The 19582-nt window shown below is 62.3% G+C and carries 18 protein-coding genes and 1 other RNA gene; 10 read left to right on the forward strand and 9 right to left on the reverse strand.

Going from position 1 to position 19582, the window contains the following annotated elements; all coding sequences use genetic code 11:
• Positions 1-72: 72 nt before the first annotated feature.
• Together KUG85_RS06325 and KUG85_RS06330 are read left to right on the forward strand one after the other, a co-directional pair.
• Positions 73-423 (forward strand): MarR family transcriptional regulator, encoded by a 351-nt coding sequence (locus KUG85_RS06325; RefSeq protein WP_025029895.1) that lies wholly within the window; start codon positions 73-75, stop codon positions 421-423.
• A complete protein-coding gene (locus tag KUG85_RS06330) occupies positions 420-1274 on the forward strand; it encodes a C40 family peptidase (RefSeq protein ID WP_223004579.1) in 855 nt (284 codons plus the stop codon). The genes KUG85_RS06325 and KUG85_RS06330 overlap by 4 nt, the downstream gene beginning before the upstream one ends.
• Positions 1275-1536: 262 nt before the next feature.
• Here the strand turns inward: KUG85_RS06330 and KUG85_RS06335 are convergent, their stop codons facing one another.
• The 7 genes from KUG85_RS06335 to KUG85_RS06365 form a co-directional block, all read right to left on the reverse strand.
• Positions 1537-2487, reverse strand: coding sequence for a 2-hydroxyacid dehydrogenase (locus KUG85_RS06335; RefSeq protein WP_223004580.1), 951 nt, complete (start codon positions 2485-2487; stop codon positions 1537-1539).
• Positions 2488-2504: 17 nt separating this feature from the next.
• Entirely contained in the window at positions 2505-4136 is a 1632-nt protein-coding gene (locus tag KUG85_RS06340) for an ABC transporter ATP-binding protein (RefSeq protein WP_223004581.1), read from the reverse strand.
• A complete protein-coding gene (locus KUG85_RS06345; RefSeq protein ID WP_223004582.1) occupies positions 4133-5284 on the reverse strand; it encodes an ABC transporter permease in 1152 nt (383 codons plus the stop codon). Before KUG85_RS06345 ends, KUG85_RS06340 begins: the two co-directional genes overlap by 4 nt.
• The gene (locus KUG85_RS06350; RefSeq protein WP_007009192.1) at positions 5284-6396 is read right to left on the reverse strand and encodes a microcin C ABC transporter permease YejB; all 1113 of its coding nucleotides are present in this window, start codon (positions 6394-6396) and stop codon (positions 5284-5286) included. The genes KUG85_RS06345 and KUG85_RS06350 overlap by 1 nt, the downstream gene beginning before the upstream one ends.
• A gap of 54 nt (positions 6397-6450) precedes the next feature.
• Positions 6451-8340, reverse strand: a complete 1890-nt coding sequence (locus KUG85_RS06355) for an extracellular solute-binding protein (protein WP_255606282.1) — start codon at positions 8338-8340, stop codon at positions 6451-6453.
• Positions 8337-10217: an extracellular solute-binding protein gene (locus KUG85_RS06360; protein WP_223004584.1), complete on the reverse strand. Its 1881-nt coding sequence runs from the start codon at positions 10215-10217 to the stop codon at positions 8337-8339. Before KUG85_RS06360 ends, KUG85_RS06355 begins: the two co-directional genes overlap by 4 nt.
• Before the next feature lie 152 nt (positions 10218-10369).
• The gene (locus KUG85_RS06365; RefSeq protein ID WP_223004585.1) at positions 10370-11122 is read right to left on the reverse strand and encodes a c-type cytochrome; all 753 of its coding nucleotides are present in this window, start codon (positions 11120-11122) and stop codon (positions 10370-10372) included.
• A 197-nt stretch (positions 11123-11319) separates the two neighbouring features.
• On the opposite strand from KUG85_RS06365, the gene KUG85_RS06370 reads away from it, so the two are divergent.
• Positions 11320-12066: a 3-deoxy-manno-octulosonate cytidylyltransferase gene (locus KUG85_RS06370; RefSeq protein WP_223004586.1), complete on the forward strand. Its 747-nt coding sequence runs from the start codon at positions 11320-11322 to the stop codon at positions 12064-12066.
• Positions 12066-12938 (forward strand): prephenate dehydratase, encoded by an 873-nt coding sequence (locus KUG85_RS06375; protein WP_088941562.1) that lies wholly within the window; start codon positions 12066-12068, stop codon positions 12936-12938. The genes KUG85_RS06370 and KUG85_RS06375 overlap by 1 nt, the downstream gene beginning before the upstream one ends.
• Here the strand turns inward: KUG85_RS06375 and nudC are convergent.
• Positions 12935-13903: an NAD(+) diphosphatase gene (gene nudC, locus KUG85_RS06380; RefSeq protein WP_223004587.1), complete on the reverse strand. Its 969-nt coding sequence runs from the start codon at positions 13901-13903 to the stop codon at positions 12935-12937. The genes KUG85_RS06375 and nudC overlap by 4 nt on opposite strands.
• A 31-nt stretch (positions 13904-13934) precedes the next feature.
• A complete protein-coding gene (locus KUG85_RS06385) occupies positions 13935-14354 on the reverse strand; it encodes an HIT domain-containing protein (protein ID WP_223004588.1) in 420 nt (139 codons plus the stop codon).
• A 129-nt stretch (positions 14355-14483) separates the two neighbouring features.
• Between KUG85_RS06385 and ffs the strand changes: the two genes are divergently transcribed.
• From ffs to KUG85_RS06415, 6 genes are all read left to right on the forward strand, one after another.
• An RNA gene (gene ffs, locus KUG85_RS06390) (signal recognition particle sRNA small type) lies at positions 14484-14580 on the forward strand.
• 127 nt (positions 14581-14707) lie between these two features.
• Positions 14708-16546: a DNA polymerase III subunit gamma/tau gene (locus KUG85_RS06395; protein WP_223004589.1), complete on the forward strand. Its 1839-nt coding sequence runs from the start codon at positions 14708-14710 to the stop codon at positions 16544-16546.
• 17 nt (positions 16547-16563) lie between these two features.
• Positions 16564-16887 (forward strand): YbaB/EbfC family nucleoid-associated protein, encoded by a 324-nt coding sequence (locus KUG85_RS06400; protein WP_007009199.1) that lies wholly within the window; start codon positions 16564-16566, stop codon positions 16885-16887.
• A gap of 52 nt (positions 16888-16939) precedes the next feature.
• Positions 16940-17545, forward strand: a complete 606-nt coding sequence (gene recR, locus KUG85_RS06405) for a recombination mediator RecR (RefSeq protein WP_223004590.1) — start codon at positions 16940-16942, stop codon at positions 17543-17545.
• Positions 17546-17562: 17 nt separating this feature from the next.
• Entirely contained in the window at positions 17563-18795 is a 1233-nt protein-coding gene (locus KUG85_RS06410; RefSeq protein ID WP_223004591.1) for a lytic murein transglycosylase, read from the forward strand.
• Between the two features lie 385 nt (positions 18796-19180).
• Positions 19181-19579, forward strand: a complete 399-nt coding sequence (locus tag KUG85_RS06415; RefSeq protein ID WP_007009202.1) for a Kazal-type serine protease inhibitor domain-containing protein — start codon at positions 19181-19183, stop codon at positions 19577-19579.
• Positions 19580-19582 lie beyond the last annotated feature (3 nt).

The raw sequence follows: 19582 nt of genomic DNA on the forward strand, positions 1-19582 counted from the left end.
CGCGCCTTTCGCGGCATGAATGATACGGAACCGAAACGGTTTCCAGTTTCCTCCGTGAAGGCAGGTCCTGATATGTCCGTCCAGCTAAGGCCAAGCCAGGCGCTGCGTCTGTGGCAGCAGGTCAGCCTTGCCGAAGTGCGCGGCAAGGCACCGGACCTCACCGAACGCCAGCTTGCGATCCTTCTGACGATCTATCTCGACCCGCCGCCGCACACCGTGCGCGGGCTCGCCGAGAAACTGGATGTCTCCAAACCCGTCATCACCCGCGCACTCGACACGATGGGCGCACTGAAACTCGTTTCACGCCACCGCGACCCGAGCGACCGCCGCAACGTCCTGATCAAGCGCACCGTCGAGGGTGCCCTGTTCGTGGAGCGGTTCGGCGATGTGGTGGTGGCAAAATCCGCGGAGCTCCCCTTATGACGACACTCGACCGTCGCCTTCACGCCCACCGGGCAGACCTTGCCGATGCCCGTCTTGAGGGCAGGGTGAAGGCGGAGCGTTTCACCGCCGGCACGCCCGCCCGCATTGGCGCGCCCGTCGTCGATGTGCACAGCGCCCCGCGTCTCGACGCCGGCATCGACACCCAGTTCCTCCATGGCGACCGGGTGCGTGTCTTCGAGCGGCGCGAAGGCTGGGCCTGGGTGCAGGCAGAGCATGATGGGTATGTGGGCTATGTGAATGCCACTTCGCTTGCGAACGATGATGTCGCCCCCACGCATCGCGTTCGTGCGCAGCGCAGTTTCGTCTATCCGGAGCCGGAGCTGAAGGCTCCCGCAATCGCGGCGCACAGCATCGGTGCGGCGGTCTGTGTCACGGAAACGGTCGAAAACCGCGGCACGCGATATGCGCTTCTCGCCTCGGGCGGCGCGATGATCGCCGGGCACCTGCAGCCGCTCGACACACATGACGAGGACTATGTCACGGTTGCAGAAACCTTTCTGCACACACCCTATCTGTGGGGTGGAGCAAGCGGCTTCGGTATCGACTGTTCCGGTCTGGTCCAGCTTTCCATGCGCATGGCCGGAAGAACCGTCCTGCGTGATACGGACATGCAGGCCGCGAGCATCGGCACCGTGATTGAGCCCGATCAAACCGGGCTCAGCCGTGGCGATCTCGTTTTCTGGAAAGGCCATGTGGCGATCATGCTGGATCACGAGATGATGCTCCACGCCAACGGCAACACGATGACCGTCGCACGCGAATTGCTGAAAGATGCCATCGAGCGGATCGAACGGCTCTACGGTCGCCCGACGCACTATCGCCGGCCCTAGGGTCAGGACCTATTAATATGATCACAATGGCGTTCGATAGACCAAGAGATGCAAGGAGAAGCCCGCAGAGCGGGGTCTTCCCCCCGGTCAAGGGGTTTGACGCGGCAGATCGCCGGTCTATCGAGCGTCCTTCGGATCGGCCTGATTTGCACGGCCTACTTTGTCGCAAGACCTTGAAAGACGTGAAGTCTTCCTGCGGTCCTGCTTCGCGTATCCGCACAGATCAGGCCGACCATTGCGACCATATTAATAGGTCCTGACCCTAGTACCCCGCGCTTCGATCAACGAGGTTTTCCAGTGCCTCGCCGCTCTCGAACGCATCCATCTGCCGTAGCATGGGCGGCACCAGATGTGCGGGGTCGGAGGTGGCAGCCGCATGCGGTGTCACGAAAACCCGTGGATGCGACCAGAGAGGACTTTCCGGCGCCAGCGGCTCGCGCTCGAACACGTCGAGGCTCGCTTCCTTCAGCACACCCTCCTCAAGCGCTTTCAGGATGTCGGCCTCGCGCTGCAGGCCGCCGCGCCCCGCATTGATGAGGCAGGGACCGCCCAGCGGTCCGTCCTGCCGCAGGCGCGACAGCAGCGAATGGCTCACAATGCCATGGGTCGCGGGCGTCAGCGGCAGAAGCACCACCAGAATGTCGGTGGCGTTTAGGAAGGGCGTCAGCCCGTCCTCGCCGTGAAAACCATTGACGCCATCGACATGCTTGGGCGTGCGGCTCCAGCCATTCACCGAAAAACCGACCGCACGCAGCGCCTGCGCGGCGCGTGTGCCGAGCTGACCGAGCCCCATAATGCCCACCGAGACCTCGTTGGCGGGCGGCTGCCGCGGCTCGTGCCAGACTTTCCTGACCTGCTGTTCCCGGTAGACGGCGCCCTGCCGGTGATGGTCGAGCACCCGCCACGTCACATACTCGCACATATACTGCGTGAGGTTTTCCGCAACCACGCGCACGATGGGCACATCCGGCACCTGATCGTCGGCAAAGATGTGATCCACGCCAGCGCCGATGGAGAAGATGACCTTCAGGTTCGGCAGTCGGGCGAGTGCGCCCTTCTGGTGTTTCCAGACAACGGCATAATCGATCGAAGGGTCTTCCGCCCCGTCGGGCTCCAGCACGACATCCCGCTCTTTCGAGAGAAGGTCATACCAGCGCTGCGGGTTGAAGCCGGTGACGGAAAGAAGGACGCGACCGCGTTCCGGTGTGCTCATGGTTTGCCCCTCGATTTTTATTCGCTGACCACGCCTCCGGGCATGGCTTCGATGTTGAACGCGGCTGCGATCAGCGCGCGTGTGTAGTCGGTTTGCGGTGCATCGAAAATCTGCTCCGCCGGACCGGCCTCCACCACCTTGCCGGCACGCATGACGATCACCTCATTGGCAAGCGCGCGCACCACTTTCAGGTCATGGCTGATGAAGAGATAGGCCAGATTGTGCCGCTTCTGCAAATCACGCAACAGGTCCACCACCTGCGCCTGCACGCTCATGTCGAGCGCCGAGGTGGGCTCGTCCAGCATCACGAAACGCGGCTTCAGCACCATGGCGCGGGCAATGGCGATACGCTGGCGCTGCCCGCCGGAAAATTCATGCGGGTAGCGAAACCTGCTGTCGGGGTCGAGATCGACCTCCTTCAGGACATCGACCACCATCGCGTCGCGTTCATCGGCCGAAAGGCCAGGCTCGTGAATGCGCAGCCCTTCCTCGATGATTTCGGCGACAGACATGCGCGGGCTGAGCGAACCGTAGGGGTCCTGAAACACCACCTGCAAGTCGTGCCTGTAGGGGCGCATCTGCCGAAACGAGAGATGATCGATCTCGTTGCCAGAAAAGTGGATGTGGCCCTCCGAGCCGATCATGCGGGCAAGGGCCAGGCCAAGCGTGGTTTTGCCAGAGCCCGATTCGCCCACCACGCCGAGCGTCTGGCCCGCGCGGACGGTCACATCCACCCCGTCGACACCCTTGATGTAATCGACCGTGCGGCGCAAAAGCCCCTTCTTCACCGGGAACCAGACCTTGATTTCGTCGCCCTTCATCACCGTTTCGGCATTCGCGTCCGCCCTGGGCGGCCGTCCCTTTGGCTCGGCTTCGATCAGATGGCGCGTATAGGCGTGTTGCGGGTTGGCGAAAATCTGTTCCGTCGGCCCGCTTTCCACGATCTTGCCGTCGGTCATCACGCAGACCCGGTCGGCCACCTTTCGCACGATGCCGAGATCGTGGGTGATGAACAGCATCGACATGGACTTTTTGCGCCGCAAATCGGCCAGAAGCTCGAGAATCTGCGCCTGCACTGTCACGTCGAGCGCGGTGGTCGGTTCATCGGCGATCAGGAGGTCGGGCTCGTTGGCGAGCGCCATGGCGATCATCACGCGCTGGCGCTGGCCGCCGGAAAGCTGGTGCGGAAAGGAATCGAGCCGCTTTTCGGGGTCACGGATGCCGACCTGCTCCAGCAATTCGAGGGTCCTCTCCCGCGCCGCCCTGTCTCCCATTCCGCGGTGCAGTTTCAGCACCTCACCCACCTGCCGCTCGATCGTGTGCAGCGGGTTGAGCGAGGTCATCGGCTCCTGAAAGATCATGGAGATTTCGTTGCCGCGCACCTTGCGCTGCGTTGCCTCGTCGGCAGCGAGAATGTCAACGCCATTGTAGAGGATTTCGCCGGAGGGATGGCTCGCCGCCGGATAAGGCAAAAGCCGCAGGACCGAGAGCGCCGAGACCGATTTCCCGGACCCCGATTCCCCCACAAGTGCAACGGTCTCGCCACGCGCGATGTCGAATGAGATGCGATCGACCGCAAGCGTCTCCTGCGCGCCCTGCCGGAAGGACACGGATAGATCGCGGATCGAGAGGAGGGGACTGTCACTCATTTGAACGTCTTCCGCGGGTCGAAGGCGTCGCGCACGGCTTCGCCGATGAAGATCAGGAGCGACAGCATGATCGAAAGGCTCAGGAAGCCGGCGATGCCGAGCCATGGCGCGTTGAGGTTGCGCTGGCCCTGCCGCAACAGTTCCCCCAGCGAAGGGGAGCCGGGCGGCAGGCCGAAGCCCAGAAAGTCGAGCGAGGTCAGCGTCGTGATCGAGCCGTTCAGGATGAAGGGCAGGAAGGTGAGGGTGGCCACCATCGCATTGGGCAGAAGGTGGCGGAAGATGATCGTGCGGTTGGAAACGCCAAGCGCCCGCGCCGCACTCACATATTCGAAATTGCGCGCGCGCAGGAATTCGGCGCGCACCACGCCCACGAAAGCCACCCACGAGAAAAGCAGCATGATGCCGAGCAGGATGAAGAAGCCCGGCGGCAGAACGGCGGCGATGATCAGGATCAGATAGAGCACCGGAATGGAGGACCATATCTCGATGAAGCGCTGGAAGAGAAGATCGGTCCAGCCGCCGAAATAGCCCTGGATCGCGCCGGCGCTCACGCCGATCAGCGCCGAGGCGCCGGTCAGGATCAGGCCGAAAAGAACCGAGATGCGGAACCCGTAGATCACCCGCGAGAGCACGTCGCGCGCCTGGTCATCCGTGCCGAGCCAGTTCCAGTTGCCGGGCGTGCAGGCCGGGTCGTCCACCCCTTGCAGATAGCGCCCACAACGCTCTTCCTTGGTGTACATCCATGAAGGCTTGGCCGGCGCCGCTTCGGGAATTTCGTTGTTCACCGTGCGGTAGGAATAGCGTATGGGCGGCCACACCATCCATCCATTGGCCTCGATCTCCTCGGAAATGATCGGATCGCGATAGTCTGTCACCGCGAGGAAACCGCCGAACTTCTCCTCCGGATAATCCACCAGAACCGGGAACAGAACTTCGCCCTTGTAATAGGCGAGGATAGGCTTGTCGTTGGCCAGGAATTCGGCAAACAGCGACAGCACGAAGAGGATCAGGAATAGCCAGAGAGACCAGTAGCCGCGCCGGTTGGCGCAAAAGTTCTGCCAGCGACGCCTGTTGATCGGCGAAAGCCACGGCCTTCTGCCGGGGCGCCGCACCGCCGCCACTTCGCTTTGCACCTGAATATCGGACATCACACATCCCTCCGCTCGAAGTCGATGCGGGGGTCTATCAGCGTGTAGGTCACATCCGAGATGAGGCTGATAAACAGACCCATCAGCGAGAAGATGTAGAGATTGGCGAACACCACCGGGTAATCGCGGTCGATCACCGAACGGAAGCCGAGCAGGCCGAGCCCGTCGAGCGAGAAAATGCTCTCGATCAGCAGCGACCCGGTGAAGAACGCCGAGATGAACGCGCCGGGAAATCCGGCGATGATGATCAGCATCGCATTGCGGAAGACGTGGCCGTAGAGCACCTGCCGGTCGGAAAGCCCCTTGGCGCGTGCGGTTACCACATACTGCTTGCGGATTTCATCGAGAAACGAGTTCTTGGTCAGAAGCGTCGTCGTGGCGAAGGCCGAGAGCACCATGGCCGTCAGCGGCAGGGCAAGGTGCCAGAAATAATCGAGAATGCGCGCCGGCCAGGAAAGGCTCTCCCAATTGTCGGAGGTCAGGCCGCGCAGCGGAAACCAGTCGAAGAAGGAGCCGCCGGCGAAAAGAACCATCAGGAGAATGGCGAACAGAAAGCCCGGAATGGCATAGGCGACGATCACCACACCGCTGGTCCACACATCGAACGCCGAGCCGTCCTTCACGGCCTTGCGGATGCCGAGTGGGATCGAAATCCCGTAGGAGATCAGCGTGATCCAGAGGCCAAGCGAGATCGAGACCGGCATTTTCTCGAGGATCAGGTCGATCACCGAAATGTCGCGGAAATAGCTTTCGCCAAAATCGAACCGCGCATAGTTCCAGATCATCAGGGCGAAGCGCTCAAGCGGCGGCTTGTCAAAACCGAACTGCTTCTCCAGCGAAGCGATGAACTCGGGATCGAGACCCTGCGCACCGCGATATTTCGAGGTCACGCCGCTGCCCTCGACAGTCCCGCCGTCAAAACCCTGATTGCCGAAATCGCCACCGCCGCCGGAAATGCGCGCATCGGCGCCGCCGGCCTGGCCGGTGATCTGGGCGATCACCTGTTCCACGGGGCCACCCGGTGCGAACTGCACGACGATGAAGGAGATGGCCATGATGCCGAACAGGGTCGGGATCATGAGCAGCAGACGTCGCAGGATATAGGCGCCCATCAGTCAGCCGCTCTATTCATGTTTGAAACTGAGAGAAAATCTGCCACGCCGCCCTTACGCCTTGCCAATCGCTTTTGCCTTCTCTTGCTCAAACCACCAGAGCGATTCCACTGGGAAGAAATAATCCGGCTTGTTCTCGCTGTAGCCGAACATGTCCCAGTGGGCCACGCGGTGATTCGTCAGGTGCCAATTTGGAATCCAGTCGCGCCTTGCACGCAAGACCCTGTCCAGCACCTTTAGCGTGACGGTCAGTTCGTCGCGGCTTTTCGCCTTACCGGCAATTTCGATCAGTTCATCGACCACCGGATCGGCTGTGCCTGCAAAATTGTAGGTCCCTTCGACACTTGCCGTGCGCGAGTGGAATATCTGTTCTAGCCCGTTTGCATCCGGTGTGGCCGTCAGCCCGATCGCCATGGAGATCATGTCGAAATCGAACGCATTTTGCCGGCTTTGATACTGCGAGGCATCGACCACGCGGGTGGAAGCGTCGATGCCGATGGCCCGCAGGTTCTCGCCGAAGCTCGCATCCTGCCGCAGGAAGAGTTCATCCCGCACCAGATATTCCAGCGTGAAGCGCGTGCCCTTCTCATTGTGGAGAACACCGTCACGCGGGGTCCAGCCGGCCTCTGTCAGAAGCTGGCGTGCGCGTCTCAGATTGTTGCGGTCGCGACCCGATCCATCGGAAACCGGCTGCTTCACCGCCTCGCCAAACGCTGCCTCCGGCGCTTCCCCGCGAAACCGGTTGAGCAGCGCCTGCTCCTCGGGTGAGGGTTCCCCCTCGGCCATGTAAAGCGAGCGCTCGAAGAAGGAGTGCGATCGCGCATAGGCGTCGTAGAAGAGGTTGCGGTTCGTCCATTCGAAGTCGAAGCACAGGCTGATGGCCTCGCGCACCCGCACATCCTTGAATTGCTCGCGCCGCTGGTTCAGCACCAGGCCATAGAGCTGCGGGCGCTTTTCACCGGGGATATAAGTCTGCACCACGCGTCCGTCGCGGATGGCCGGAAAATCGTATCCCGTAGCCCAAACGCGCGCGGTGAACTCTTCGCGCCAGTAGACATCGCCCTTCTTGAAAGCCTCGAACCCGGCATTGCGGTCGCGGTAGAAGTCGATGCGGATCGTGTCGAAATGGTTGAACCCCTTTGCAGGGCCAAGCTCGCGCGCCCAGTAGTCTGCAACCCGCTCATATTCCACGTAGCGCCCGGCGGAGAACCGTCCCACCTTGTAAGGGCCGGAGCCGAGCACCGGGACGAGACGGGAACTGTCGAAGCCGTTCTCCTCGACAAAGGCCTTTGAGAAAATCGGGTACCCGGCCACGGTCAGAATGTTACGGCGCGACTGCCGCCCGGAAAACCGCAGATGGACCAGATCGGACCCTTCCGCCGAGGCCTCGGCCATCTCGGTAAGAGGCAGCTGCAATTGCGGGTGCCCCTTCTCCTTCAGCAGATTGTAGGAGAAAGCGACATCTTCGGCGGTGACAGGCGAGCCATCATGAAAACGCGCCTCCGGCCGAAGTTTGAAGGTGAACCCGTTGCGGTCGTCGGAAAGTGTCACGCTTTCGGCCAGAAGCCCATAGATTGCGTCAGGCTCGTCATAGGCGCGCACCATCAGCGAATCGTAACATATCTCCATGCGCGGCGGCGCGTCCCCGGTGCGCACGAAGGCATTCAGCGTGTTGAAGGTCAGGACGTTCTGGTTGTAGTACCAGTAACCGGGCTGAAAGTTGAAGGTGCCGCCCTTCGGCGCCTCCGGGCTGGCATAGTCGAAATGGCTGAAGCCCGGCGCATATTTCAGATCGCCGAACGCCGAAAGGCCATGCAGCGGCGTGCCCGTCTCCACATTGGCGAACACGTCGCGCGGCAAAAGAGGCGTGGCGATGGCCGCACCGGCGAGCGCCAGAAAGTCCCGACGCGGGAGCCGATGCGGCACCGTGGCGCGCCCGCTCAATTCTGGCTCCGGTATTTGGCGGCGAGAGCCTTCTCGCGTTCCGGATCGATCCACCATGATTCAAGATCGACGCCGGCATATTCGGGCTGCTTCTCCGGCATGCCGAACTTGTTCCAGTAGGCAATGCGGACATAGGGCGCGTGCCATTGCGGCACCCAGTAATAGTTCCACAGAAGCACGCGGTCGAGCGCCCGGCTGGCCGCGACCAGTTCTTCGCGGTCCTTCACATAGATGATCTTCTCGACCAGCGCGTCGACGATCGGGTCCTTCACGCCGGCAAGATTGCGGGTGCCGGGCGTGTCGGCGGCCTTGGAACCCCAGTATTCGCGCTGTTCATTGCCCGGCGAAAGCGAGTTGACGAAGATGCTTGCCACCGCGTCGAAATCGAAATTGCGGATGCGGTTTACATATTGCGACGGATCGATGATGCGCAGGGATACGTCGATGCCGATCTTGCGCAATGCCGCCATATAGGGGCTGGTCGTGATTTCGTCGCTGGGGCTGTTGCCGAGAAACTCGATGCTGAACTGCTGGCCGGTGCCATTGTTCGTCATCTTGCCGCTCTTGATGCTCCAGCCTGCTTCGGAAAAGAGCTTGATGGCCTCGCGCAGATAGGTTCGTTCCGCCTGCGGATTGTCGTAGACCGGCAGCTTGAATTCCTCGGTGAAAAGTTCCGGCGGAAGCTTGTCCCTGAATTCTTCGAGGATCTCCAGTTCACGCCCCTCCGGCAGGCCGGTGGCGGCCAGCTCGGTCCCTTCGAAATAGCTGTCCGTGCGGGTATAGCTGTCGAAAAACAGCGTCCGGTTCATGTCTTCGAAGTTGAAGGCGAGGGTCAGCGCCTCGCGGATGCGGCGGTCCTGAAACTTGGGTCGGCGGGTGTTCAGCACGAAGCCCTGCATGGGCTCGGCGCCGCCAGTCGGAAATTCCTTCTTGATGACGTCGCCATCTTTCACGGCCGGGAACGTGTATTCCGTCGCCCAGCGGCGCGAGCGGTTCTCCACGCGGATGTCCTGCAGGCCGCCCTTGGTGAAGGCGAGCCAGGCAGCGTTCTCATCCTGGATGTAGGTGTATTTGCGCCGGTCCACATTGTAGCGCCCGACATTCACCGGCAAATCGGCTGCCCAGTAATCCTCCACCCGCTTCCACACGATCTCGGAACCGGGCGTAAAGCTCTCGATCCTGTAAGGCCCGCTGCCCAGCGGCGGCTCGAGCGTGGGCTGGGTGAAGTTGCGCTTCTTTCCGTCGGCGTCCGTGCCTTCCCACCAGTGTTTGGGCAGAACCGGCAGGTCGCCCATGATGTGTGGCAGTTCCTTGTTGCCCTTCTGGTCGAAGCGGAACTCCACCTCGCGCTCGGAAAGGGCCACCGCCTCCACCACACTGGAGAAGTAGCGCGTGTGCTGGGGGCTGTGCTTCTTGAGCATGTTGAGAGACCAGACCACGTCTTCCGCCGTGATCGGCGCACCGTCGTGCCAGCGCGCTTTCGGGTTGATGCGATAGGTGGCGGAAGAATTGTCTTCAGGATGCTTGAAGGCCTCGGCGATCAGCGGATAGCTCGTGCTCGGCTCTTTCAGCGATTGCTGCATCAGCGTGTCCCAGAGGAGACCGCCGAAATAGTTGAGCCCCGCCGCCTGGGTGCCACGCACGATGAACGGGTTGAAACTGTCATAGGTGCCAAGCGCCACCGAATTCAGCGTCCCACCCTTGGGCGCGTCGGGATTCACATAGTCGTAGCGCTCGAAAGACCCCTGTTCGCTTTCAGGCTGGATGAGGGACGAGTTGGTAAGCCACTCGTCTTCGGCGCTGGCGGGATGGCTGGCGAACAGAAGAGCCGTGGCGAGACAGGCCGCCCATATTGCTCTCGCACCGATCACCCGCATGGCATTCTCCTCATATTGTTTTTGGTTCCCAGCCGAAAGGTAGACCATCCCCCACGCATGGCAAGGGATACGGTCTCCCTGAAAGCCTCTTTCAGGCAACAAAAAAGCCGGTCGAAACCGGCTTTTTCAAGTTTGCTAAAATTAAATTTTCGTTAGTTGCCGGATGCGGCGCTGTCGCCGTCCTCGGCAGGAGCCTCTTCAGCCGGGGCTTCCTCAGCAGGCGCAGAGTCTCCGTTGCTGGGCGCTTCGGCTGGTGCGGCCGATTCTTCTGCCGGTGTCGCCTCGCCCTCGGCAGCCGGTGCTGCTTCTTCGCTTTCGGCGGGCGCTGCTGCGGCGTCGTCACCACCTTCGGCCTCGGGTTCAGGCAGAGGCACCGGGCTTGAAGCGTGCTGGCGCAGATAGGCGATCAGGTCGGCGCGATCCTCAATCTTTTTGAGGCCGGCGAATGCCATCGCGGTCCCGGAAACGAACCCCTTCGGATTGGTCAGGAAGTGGTCCAGGTTCTCATAGGTCCACTTGACGCTGCCGCCCTGTGCGAATTCCTGCATCGCAGCCGAATAACCGAAGCCCTCATGGCTGGCGATTGGGCGATCGACGATCTCCCAGAGATTGGGGCCGACCTTGTTGGCACCGCCGTCATCGACAGTATGGCAGGCCTGGCAGCGCTTGAAGATGTTCTCGCCCTTGCCTGCATCGGCGGAAGCCAGCAGCGGCGCAATGGACTCTGGCTCTGCCGGTTCGTCGGATGCACCGGCCCCATCGTCCTCAGCCACCTCGATCGCATAGCCCGGCGTGGCCGGCGGAGGCGAGGAGAAGATCGCGTCCGAAAGAATGCTGACCGAGAAGATGACGAAAACGGCGCCAAGAAGCGCGCCGAGGATTTTGTTGAGTTCGAACGAGTTCATACGCCCTGAGGCTCCCTATTCCGGACGCTCGCGGCGGCGAGAAGAACGAAACTTCAGCACCGTTGTCCCCCGCGTTCGGCCGTTGCCGGTAAAATCGCGCGGAAACTAGGTCTTTTGCTCCGCGCATGCAACACATATAAGGCACTTCCCAGTGAGACTTTTTGCCACTTTAGCGATTCAAGAGAGTTCCCGCCCTGATGTCCAGCCTCATCGTCATTCCCGCGCGCATGGCTTCGACACGCTTGCCCGGCAAGCCGATGGCGGACATTGCCGGACTGCCGATGATCGTTCAGGTGGCACTTCGGGCCTCGGAGAGCGGCGCCGGGCAGGTTGCGGTCGCAACCGATTCGAAAGAGGTGGCCGACGCCGTCGAGAAAGCCGGTTTCACAGCCATCATGACCCGCGCCGACCATCAGTCCGGTTCCGATCGCATCTTCGAGGCTCTGGGCAGCATCGATCCCGAAGGCCGCTATGAGAGCATCATCAATCTGCAGGGCGATTTGCCCACCATCGCTCCTGAGGACATCCGCGCCGTCGCCGGCCCGCTGGACGATCCCCGGGTCGACATCGCCACGCTCGGCGTCGAGATCGTGGATGAAGCGGAGAAGATCAACCCGAACGTGGTGAAGATCGTGGGCGCGCCCAGCGATGACGAACCGTCGCGGTTGCGCGCGCTCTATTTCACCCGCGCCACCGCCCCATGGGGCGAAGGGCCGCTCTACCATCATGTCGGCATCTACGCTTATCGTCGCGCCGCGCTGGAGCGTTTCGTCTCCCTTGCGCCATCGGTGCTCGAGCAGCGCGAGCGGCTTGAGCAGTTGCGGGCGCTGGAGGCCGGTATGCGCATCGATGCGCAGATCGTCGCTTCGGTGCCGCTTGGCGTCGATACGCCAGAAGACCTGGAGAAAGCCAGGCAGATACTAGCATTGAAAACGGACACATGATCATGGCAGCCAAGACAAACAAGATCGCCTTTCAGGGCGAACCCGGTGCAAATTCCGATACGGCCTGCCGCAACATGTTTCCCGACATGGAGCCGCTTCCGTGTCCAACCTTTGAAGACTGTTTTACTGCGGTCGAGACCGGCGCCGCCGACCTGGCAATGATCCCCATTGAGAACACCATCGCCGGGCGCGTGGCCGACATCCACCACCTTCTCCCGCGTTCGAAGCTGCACATTGTCGGTGAGTACTTCCTGCCGATCCACTTTCAGCTCATGGTGCTGCCGGGCGTGAAGACCGGGGAGATCAGGACGGTCTACAGCCACATTCATGCGCTCGGCCAGTGCCGCAACATCATCCGCAAGAACCGCTGGAAGGGCACGGTCGCCGGCGATACCGCGGGTGCCGCCCGCCTCGTCGCCGAAATGGGCGAGCGTTCCAACGCCGCGCTGGCGCCCCGGCTTGCCTCAGAGCTCTACGGCCTCGACATCGCCATGGAGAATGTCGAGGACACCGACAACAATGTTACCCGCTTCGTTGTGCTATCGAAGGAGCAGAAGCTGGCCGCGCGGACCGCGCCGGATCAGTTGATGATGACCACCTTCATCTTCCGGGTGCGCAACGTTCCCGCCGCGCTCTACAAGGCGATGGGCGGCTTTGCCACCAACGGCGTCAACATGACCAAACTGGAAAGCTATCAGCTTGGCGGCAAATTCTTCTCCACCCTGTTTTATGCCGATGTTGAAGGGCATCCCGACGACCGCAATGTCGCGCTGGCGCTTGAGGAACTGAGCTTCTTCTCGCGTGAAGTGCGCATTCTTGGTGTCTATGAGGCCCACCCGTTCCGCGCAACGCAGACCGAGGACGACGATTAACCGCCGTCCATCTGGCCTGGATCCGATCCAAGCACCCAGTCGCGGATGAGCCTGTTGGCTATCGCGCCCCGAGGCGGTACGCGATGGCCGTCCGGGTGCCTGTCTTCCAGCATCAGGCGCACCTCGTCGCGGGAAAACCAGCGACAATCCTCCAGCTCGTTTTCATCCATGGTGATCGCTTCGCTCTCGGCCTGGCCATAGCAGCCGATCATGAGCGAATAGGGAAACGGCCAGGGCTGGCTCGCATGATAGGCGACTGCGCCGACGGCAATCCCCGCCTCTTCCCGTGTTTCGCGGCGCACCGCAGCCTCGATTGTCTCGCCGGGCTCCACAAAACCGGCAAGGCAGGAAACCATTCCGGGAGCGAAATGGGGGCTGCGTCCCAGCAGACACTGCTCGCCACGGACAGCGAGCATGATCACCACCGGATCGGTGCGCGGAAAATGATCGCGCCCGCAGGTCGGACAGTGACGCTTGTAGCCACCATCCCGCATCTCTGTTTCATTGCCGCAGCGCCCGCAGAAACGGTGGCTCTCGTGCCAGGCAAGAAGCGCCGCGCCCTGTGCCAGCGCGCCGAGCGCGGTTGGCTCCAGAAGCCCCTGCATATAGATCGAGCGATAGTCGATGGCCTTGACCGGTGTGGGCAGTGCCTCGATATCCGCCGCTGACGGCACGGCCAGCACGGGAATTCCGTTCTCATGGCCAAGCAGCACCGCCTGTTTCAGATCGGGCGCAAAGGCCGGGGTTTCGTCCCGGGTGAAATAGGGGTCGAAAGCCCTGTCACCTTCGACACGCAGAAAGAGCCGCCCCTGCGCAAACAGCAACAGGCGCGCATCCCGGGCCTTCAGCGCCTGTTCGGCGGCATCGTCGGTGCGGGCTTCGGCCTGCCTGTCGATGCGGTTTCCGGAAAAGGCAACGCGCTGGCTCGCCTCGTCGCGTGCGGTGTCGAAAAATGGAAAGGTCATGAAAGATGATCTGTCGGTTTTCGGGATGGGCTCATAACTTGCCGCGAATCGTTTCGGCGAGCTGGTGCAGGTCTTCGCGGCGATAAGGTTCGCGGACACCATATCCCCAGACGGGGCCTGGCCAGCCCGGATCGCCCTCGCTCCGCGCAATCACGTGGATGTGCAACTGGCGAACCACATTTCCGAGCGCGGCAGTGTTGATCTTCGTGCAGCCCGTCATATCTTTCAGCATCTGCGCGACCAGATTGGTCTCGAAGCTGACCATCGCCTGATCGAGAGGCGTCAGGTCGTGGATTTCCTCCGAGCCCGGGCGCTGTGGCACCAGGATCAGCCAGGGCCAGCGCCTGTCATCGCAAAGCCGCAGTTCGCAAAGCCCGAGCCACATCACATGCAGGCTTTCCGCCTCCAGCCGTGGATCAAGCTCGAAACCCTTTTTTGCGTCTGGCAGCATCAATTGTCCTCAACACCTGGATCAAGGCTAGAATGTGCCGGGCACGCCTGCAAGCGAATGATTGTTCGTTGACAGGAAAGCGCATCTCCTCCCTTGCATTTGCCTTCACAATTTCCGATATGGGGGCCGGGAGGTTGGTGGTGGACGAGCCACTCGCCAACCGGGTCAGGTCCGGAAGGAAGCAGCCCTAACGAGCCAGGCACGGGTCGCCGTGCCAGCCTCCCACCTTCTTCTTGTTTTCCTGGCCGCATTCACCGGATTTCAGCCTTGCCGTCCACATTGTCCATTGACGCAGAACCTTGTCCAAGGGGACACTGCCGGCGTCAGGACAAAACACGGAGCGCAAGAGGGCAATGACCGAGGCCGGCACCAAAGCAAGCGACAGGGCCGGCGGCGCCTACCGGGTTCTTGCCCGCAAATACCGCCCCAGTGATTTCACCGGACTGATCGGCCAGGAGCCGATGGTGCGCACGCTCACCAACGCGTTCAACGCCGGGCGCATAGCACAGGCCTGGATGCTGACCGGCGTGCGCGGTGTGGGCAAGACCACGACGGCGCGCATTCTCGCACGCGCACTCAACTACAAGACAGACACCATCGATGCGCCAACGGTCGATCTCACCGTTGAGGGCGAACATTGCCGCGCCATCCTCGAAGGCCGTCACGTGGACGTGGTCGAGATGGATGCCGCCTCGCACACCGGCATCGACGACATACGCGACATCATCGATCAGGTGCGCTACGCGCCGGTCTCCGCGCGCTACAAGGTTTTCATCATCGATGAGGTCCACATGCTCTCCAACCAGGCCTTCAACGGCCTGTTGAAGACGCTTGAGGAGCCGCCGCCGCATGTGAAGTTCATCTTCGCCACCACGGAAATCCGCAAGGTTCCCATCACCATCCTGTCGCGCTGCCAGCGTTTCGATCTGCGTCGCATCGATGCAGCCATGATCAAGGCCGACCTCGCCCGCATCGGCGGGCTGGAGGGCGTGGAGGCAGAGGACGAGGCGCTGGCCATGATCGCGCGCGCGTCCGAAGGTTCGATGCGCGACGCCCAGTCGATCTTCGATCAGGCGATTGCCCATTCCTCCGGCAAGGTCACGGCGCAAACCGTGCGCGACATGCTGGGGCTGGCGGACCGCAGCCGCATTATCGGCCTGTTCGAAGACCTGATGAAGGGCGATGTAGCTGCCGCGCTGGCCGAGTTCCGTGCGCAATACGACGTCGGCGCCGACCCGGCAACGGTGCTCAACGACCTTGCCGAGTTCAATCATCTGGTCACCCGTCTGCGTTTCGTGCCGGAAGCTGCCGAAGACGCAGCACTTTCCGAGGACGAACGCACGCGCGGGCTCGAATTCTCGAAAACACTGTCCGTGCGCGTCCTCTCGCGCACATGGCAGATGCTCCTCAAGGGCATTCAGGAGGTACAGTCTTCCGGCCGGCCCATGGCCGCCGGCGAGATGGTGCTGATCCGCATCGCCCATGCCGCCAGCCTTCCGACACTCGATGAGGCGCTGAAGCGGCTCGACGACATGCCGGCAGGCGCGGGCAACGGGCAGGGCCAGCCTCCGGCGCCCGGCGGGGTTTCACCGTCCGGCAATGGCGGCGGTGGCGCAATGGCATCCGCCGTTGCGACCCAGCATGCGCCGGTCTCCGGTGGCGGTCAGACCATGCGTCTCGTCCAGCCGGAAGCAGCGCCCGTGGCGATGCAGACGCCGGTGGTTGCCGAAGAGGCGGTGCCCGATGCGGTCCCGCTCAAATCGCTTGAGGACATCGCCAGACTCGCCGATGCGAAGCGCGACATGGCGTTCAAGGTCCTTCTCAAGCGGTGTGTCCGCCTTGTCTCGATTGAGCCGGGTCGCCTCGACATCAGCCTGACCGAGGATGCGCCCAAGACGGTGATGGGTGACCTGACCAATCGGCTGAAGGAGTGGACCGGCCGTCGCTGGATCGTCTCGCTGTCGAGCGAGGCTGGCGGGCCGACGCTCGCCGAGCAGGAGGAGGGCCGCCGCGAGAGCGCGATCGCCGACGCGAAGGCCGACCCGGCGGTCGCGGCCATTCTCGACCGTTTCCCCGGCGCGAAGATCATCGACATCCGCATCCCGGATGCAACCGACCCTGATGCGGTCGAAGAGACAGCCGACGCAATTGATCCGGTCGATCCGGACGATGATGACGACGACGATTTCTGAGTGAATTGGAGACCACAATGCGCGATCTGATGGGCCTTATGGGCAAGGCCAAGGAAATGCAGGCCAAGTTTCAGGCCATGCAGGAAGAAATGGCCGAGATGGAGATCGAGGGCCAGGCCGGTGGCGGCACGGTCAAGGTGACACTGAGCGGAAAATCCGAGATGAAGGCGTTGAAGATCGACCCCTCGCTCTTCAAGGAGGACGATGTGGAAATCCTCGAAGACCTGATCCTCGCCGCGCACAATGACGCGAAATCGAAGCTCGAGGCAGCGATTCAGGAAAAGACCCAGGAAATGACCGCCGGCCTGCCGATCCCGCCCGGCATGAAGCTGCCTTTCTAGTAGAATAAGGGTAAGGCCAGTCCTGCACTGGCCATGCGTGGGCGGAGCAGCCATGTCCAAATCCATTGCCGGACCGGAAATCGAGCGTCTCATCCAGCTCCTGGCGCGTGTGCCGGGGCTCGGGCCGCGCTCGGCCCGGCGGGCTGCACTTCATCTGATCAAGAAGAAAGACCAGCTCTTCGCTCCGCTCACAGCGGCCATGGCCGAGGCCGTTGACAAGGTGCGGGTCTGCTCGACCTGCGGCAATGTCGACACCAGCGATCCCTGCACGCTGTGCACCGATCCGCGCCGCGACGGCACCACCATTATCGTGGTGGAGGATGTGTCCGACCTCTGGGCGCTGGAGCGCGCCGGCGCGATGAATGCGCGCTATCACGTTCTCGGCGGCACGCTCTCCCCGCTCGATGGGATCGGACCCGACGATCTCAACATCAAGAGGCTGGTCGGGCGGGTGGCCGAAGGCGGCGTGTCGGAGTTGATCCTCGCCGTCAACGCCACGGTGGAGGGGCAGACCACAGCCCACTACATCACCGATCAGGTGGCCGGCATGGAGGTGAAGGTCACGCGCCTCGCCCACGGCGTGCCGGTGGGCGGTGAGCTCGACTATCTGGATGAGGGAACGCTTTCGGCAGCGTTGAAGTCGCGCACGAGCTTTTGAACAGCGGGAGAAACGCCTTGAGTCTTCGCAACTCGATCCGGCTGATTGCAGCCCTTTGCGTCTTGCTTGTGGCGGGTGCCGCGTCGGCGCAGTCCATCGAGGCGCAGTTCCGCGACTGGCTCGCACAAGACCTCTGGCCGGAGGCGCAGCGTCGCGGCATTTCTTCCGCCACCTTCAACGACGCCTTCGCCAGTGTCTCGCCCAATCTGAAGCTGCCAGATCTCGTTCTGCCGGGAGAGAGCAAGCCGCGCAGTGACAGGCAGCACCAGGCCGAATTCCGCGCCCCGTCCGCCTATTTCCAGCACATCGGTGGTGTCGTTTCAGGCGGCCGCTCCCGCGCCGGCCAGCTTTCCGGCGTCCTTTCTGCAATCGAAAAGCGCTATGGCGTCTCGCGCGGCATCGTGCTTGCCATCTGGGGCCGTGAATCGGGCTTCGGACGCGCAAAAATCCCCCATGACGCCTTTGAGGTACTCGGCACCAAGGCCTTCCTTGCCACACGAAAAGAGATGTTCCGGGAAGAGGTTCTGTCGGCACTCGAGATGGTGGAGCGCCGGGGCGTTTCGCCGCGCGCCATGCGCTCTTCCTGGGCTGGCGCGATGGGCCAGCCGCAGTTCATGCCCAGTTCCTATCTGAAATACGCCGTCGATGGCGATGGCAACGGCACCGCCGACATCTGGAAATCCGAGGCCGACACGCTGGCTTCCATCGCCAATTACCTGGCGCAGCATGGCTGGGTGCGCGGGCGCGACTGGGGGTTTGAAGTCACAGTTCCGCAATCCGTGTCCTGTGCGCTTGAGGGCCCTGATCGTGGAAAACGCATAGCAGACTGGCAGGCGCTCGGCATTCGCCGGGTCGGCGGCAAGGCGTTTCCCGAGCATGAGCTGCGCGGCGAGGGCTATCTGATGATGCCCGCAGGCCGCTTCGGTCCGGCCTTCATCGTCACGCCGAACTTCTACCGCCTCAAGGACTACAACGAGAGCGATCTATACGCGCTGTTCGTCGGCCACGCGGGCGACCGCATCATGTATGGCAACAGCGAATTTTCCGGCTCATGGGAGCGTGTCGGCGGCTTCGACCGTGGCGATGTCGCGGCCATGCAGCGTGGGCTCGAAAGGCTTGGCTATGATGTCGGCGGCGCTGACGGCCTCGTCGGGTTCAAGACCCGGCGCTCCATCGGCGACTGGCAGCAGAAGAACGGCATCGCGCCCACCTGCTTCCCCGCCGGCGATACGATCCGGCGGCTGCGCTAGGGTCAGGACCCATTAATATGGCCGCAATGGCGATCGATAGACCAAGAGATGCAAGGAAAAGCCCGCAGAGCGGGGTCCTTCCCCCGGTCAAGGGGTTTGACGCAGCAGGTCACCGGTCTATCGAACGTCCTTCGGATCGGCCTGATTTGCACGGCCTACTTTGTCGCAAGACCTTGAAAGGCATGAAGTCTTCCTGCGGCCTTGCTTCGCGTATCCGCACAAATCAGGCCGACCATTGCGGCCATATTAATGGGTCCTGACCCTAGGCAGCAGGCAGTCACGTGATCGTCATGGCACGGGCTGGAAGCCGCCCGAAAATCGGCTAATCTGCTTTCGGGGCAAGGCGCGGAATTTCCATGCCTGCAGTCGAGAGAGGGAAAGACCGGTGATCATTGCAAAACTCATGTCCCGTTTCGCCGCGCTTGCCGGTGGGGCGATCATTCTGGCCAGTTGCACCGTTGTCGTGGAGGAAGGGCCGAACCGTCCGCGTCCGCCGCGGCCGGACCGCCCACAGATGTGCACGATGGAATACAATCCCGTCTGCGCGCGACGCGGCGGCGAGCAACGCACGTTCGGCAATGCCTGTTCGGCACGCGCGCAGGGCTTCAGGATCGTGCGACCGGGAACCTGTCGGCCTCAGTCCAGCCGGCCCGAGCGTCCGCAGATCTGCACCCGTGAATACCGCCCTGTCTGTGCGCGCAGGGGTGGTCAGCGCCGCACGTTCGGCAATGCGTGCACGGCGCGCGCAGCCGGCTTCCGGGTCGTTCGCCCCGGAGAGTGCTGAGAG

The organism is Nitratireductor rhodophyticola (assembly GCF_019891355.1).
GTDB classification, from domain to species: Bacteria; Pseudomonadota; Alphaproteobacteria; order Rhizobiales; family Rhizobiaceae; genus Nitratireductor; species Nitratireductor rhodophyticola.

Bases quoted from the DNA above. Each gene is read 5' to 3' on its own strand.
- nudC (WP_223004587.1), bottom strand. From the start codon at position 13,903: ATGACCTTTCCATTTTTCGACACCGCACGCGACGAGGCGAGCCAGCGC.
- KUG85_RS06365 (WP_223004585.1), bottom strand. From the start codon at position 11,122: ATGAACTCGTTCGAACTCAACAAAATCCTCGGCGCGCTTCTTGGCGCC.
- KUG85_RS06350 (WP_007009192.1), bottom strand. From the start codon at position 6,396: ATGGGCGCCTATATCCTGCGACGTCTGCTGCTCATGATCCCGACCCTG.
- KUG85_RS06325 (WP_025029895.1), top strand. From the start codon at position 73: ATGTCCGTCCAGCTAAGGCCAAGCCAGGCGCTGCGTCTGTGGCAGCAG.
- KUG85_RS06335 (WP_223004580.1), bottom strand. From the start codon at position 2,487: ATGAGCACACCGGAACGCGGTCGCGTCCTTCTTTCCGTCACCGGCTTC.
- KUG85_RS06340 (WP_223004581.1), bottom strand. From the start codon at position 4,136: ATGAGTGACAGTCCCCTCCTCTCGATCCGCGATCTATCCGTGTCCTTC.
- KUG85_RS06400 (WP_007009199.1), top strand. From the start codon at position 16,564: ATGCGCGATCTGATGGGCCTTATGGGCAAGGCCAAGGAAATGCAGGCC.
- KUG85_RS06385 (WP_223004588.1), bottom strand. From the start codon at position 14,354: ATGCTGCCAGACGCAAAAAAGGGTTTCGAGCTTGATCCACGGCTGGAG.
- KUG85_RS06330 (WP_223004579.1), top strand. From the start codon at position 420: ATGACGACACTCGACCGTCGCCTTCACGCCCACCGGGCAGACCTTGCC.
- KUG85_RS06370 (WP_223004586.1), top strand. From the start codon at position 11,320: ATGTCCAGCCTCATCGTCATTCCCGCGCGCATGGCTTCGACACGCTTG.
- KUG85_RS06360 (WP_223004584.1), bottom strand. From the start codon at position 10,217: ATGCGGGTGATCGGTGCGAGAGCAATATGGGCGGCCTGTCTCGCCACG.
- KUG85_RS06395 (WP_223004589.1), top strand. From the start codon at position 14,708: ATGACCGAGGCCGGCACCAAAGCAAGCGACAGGGCCGGCGGCGCCTAC.
- recR (WP_223004590.1), top strand. From the start codon at position 16,940: ATGTCCAAATCCATTGCCGGACCGGAAATCGAGCGTCTCATCCAGCTC.
- KUG85_RS06345 (WP_223004582.1), bottom strand. From the start codon at position 5,284: ATGTCCGATATTCAGGTGCAAAGCGAAGTGGCGGCGGTGCGGCGCCCC.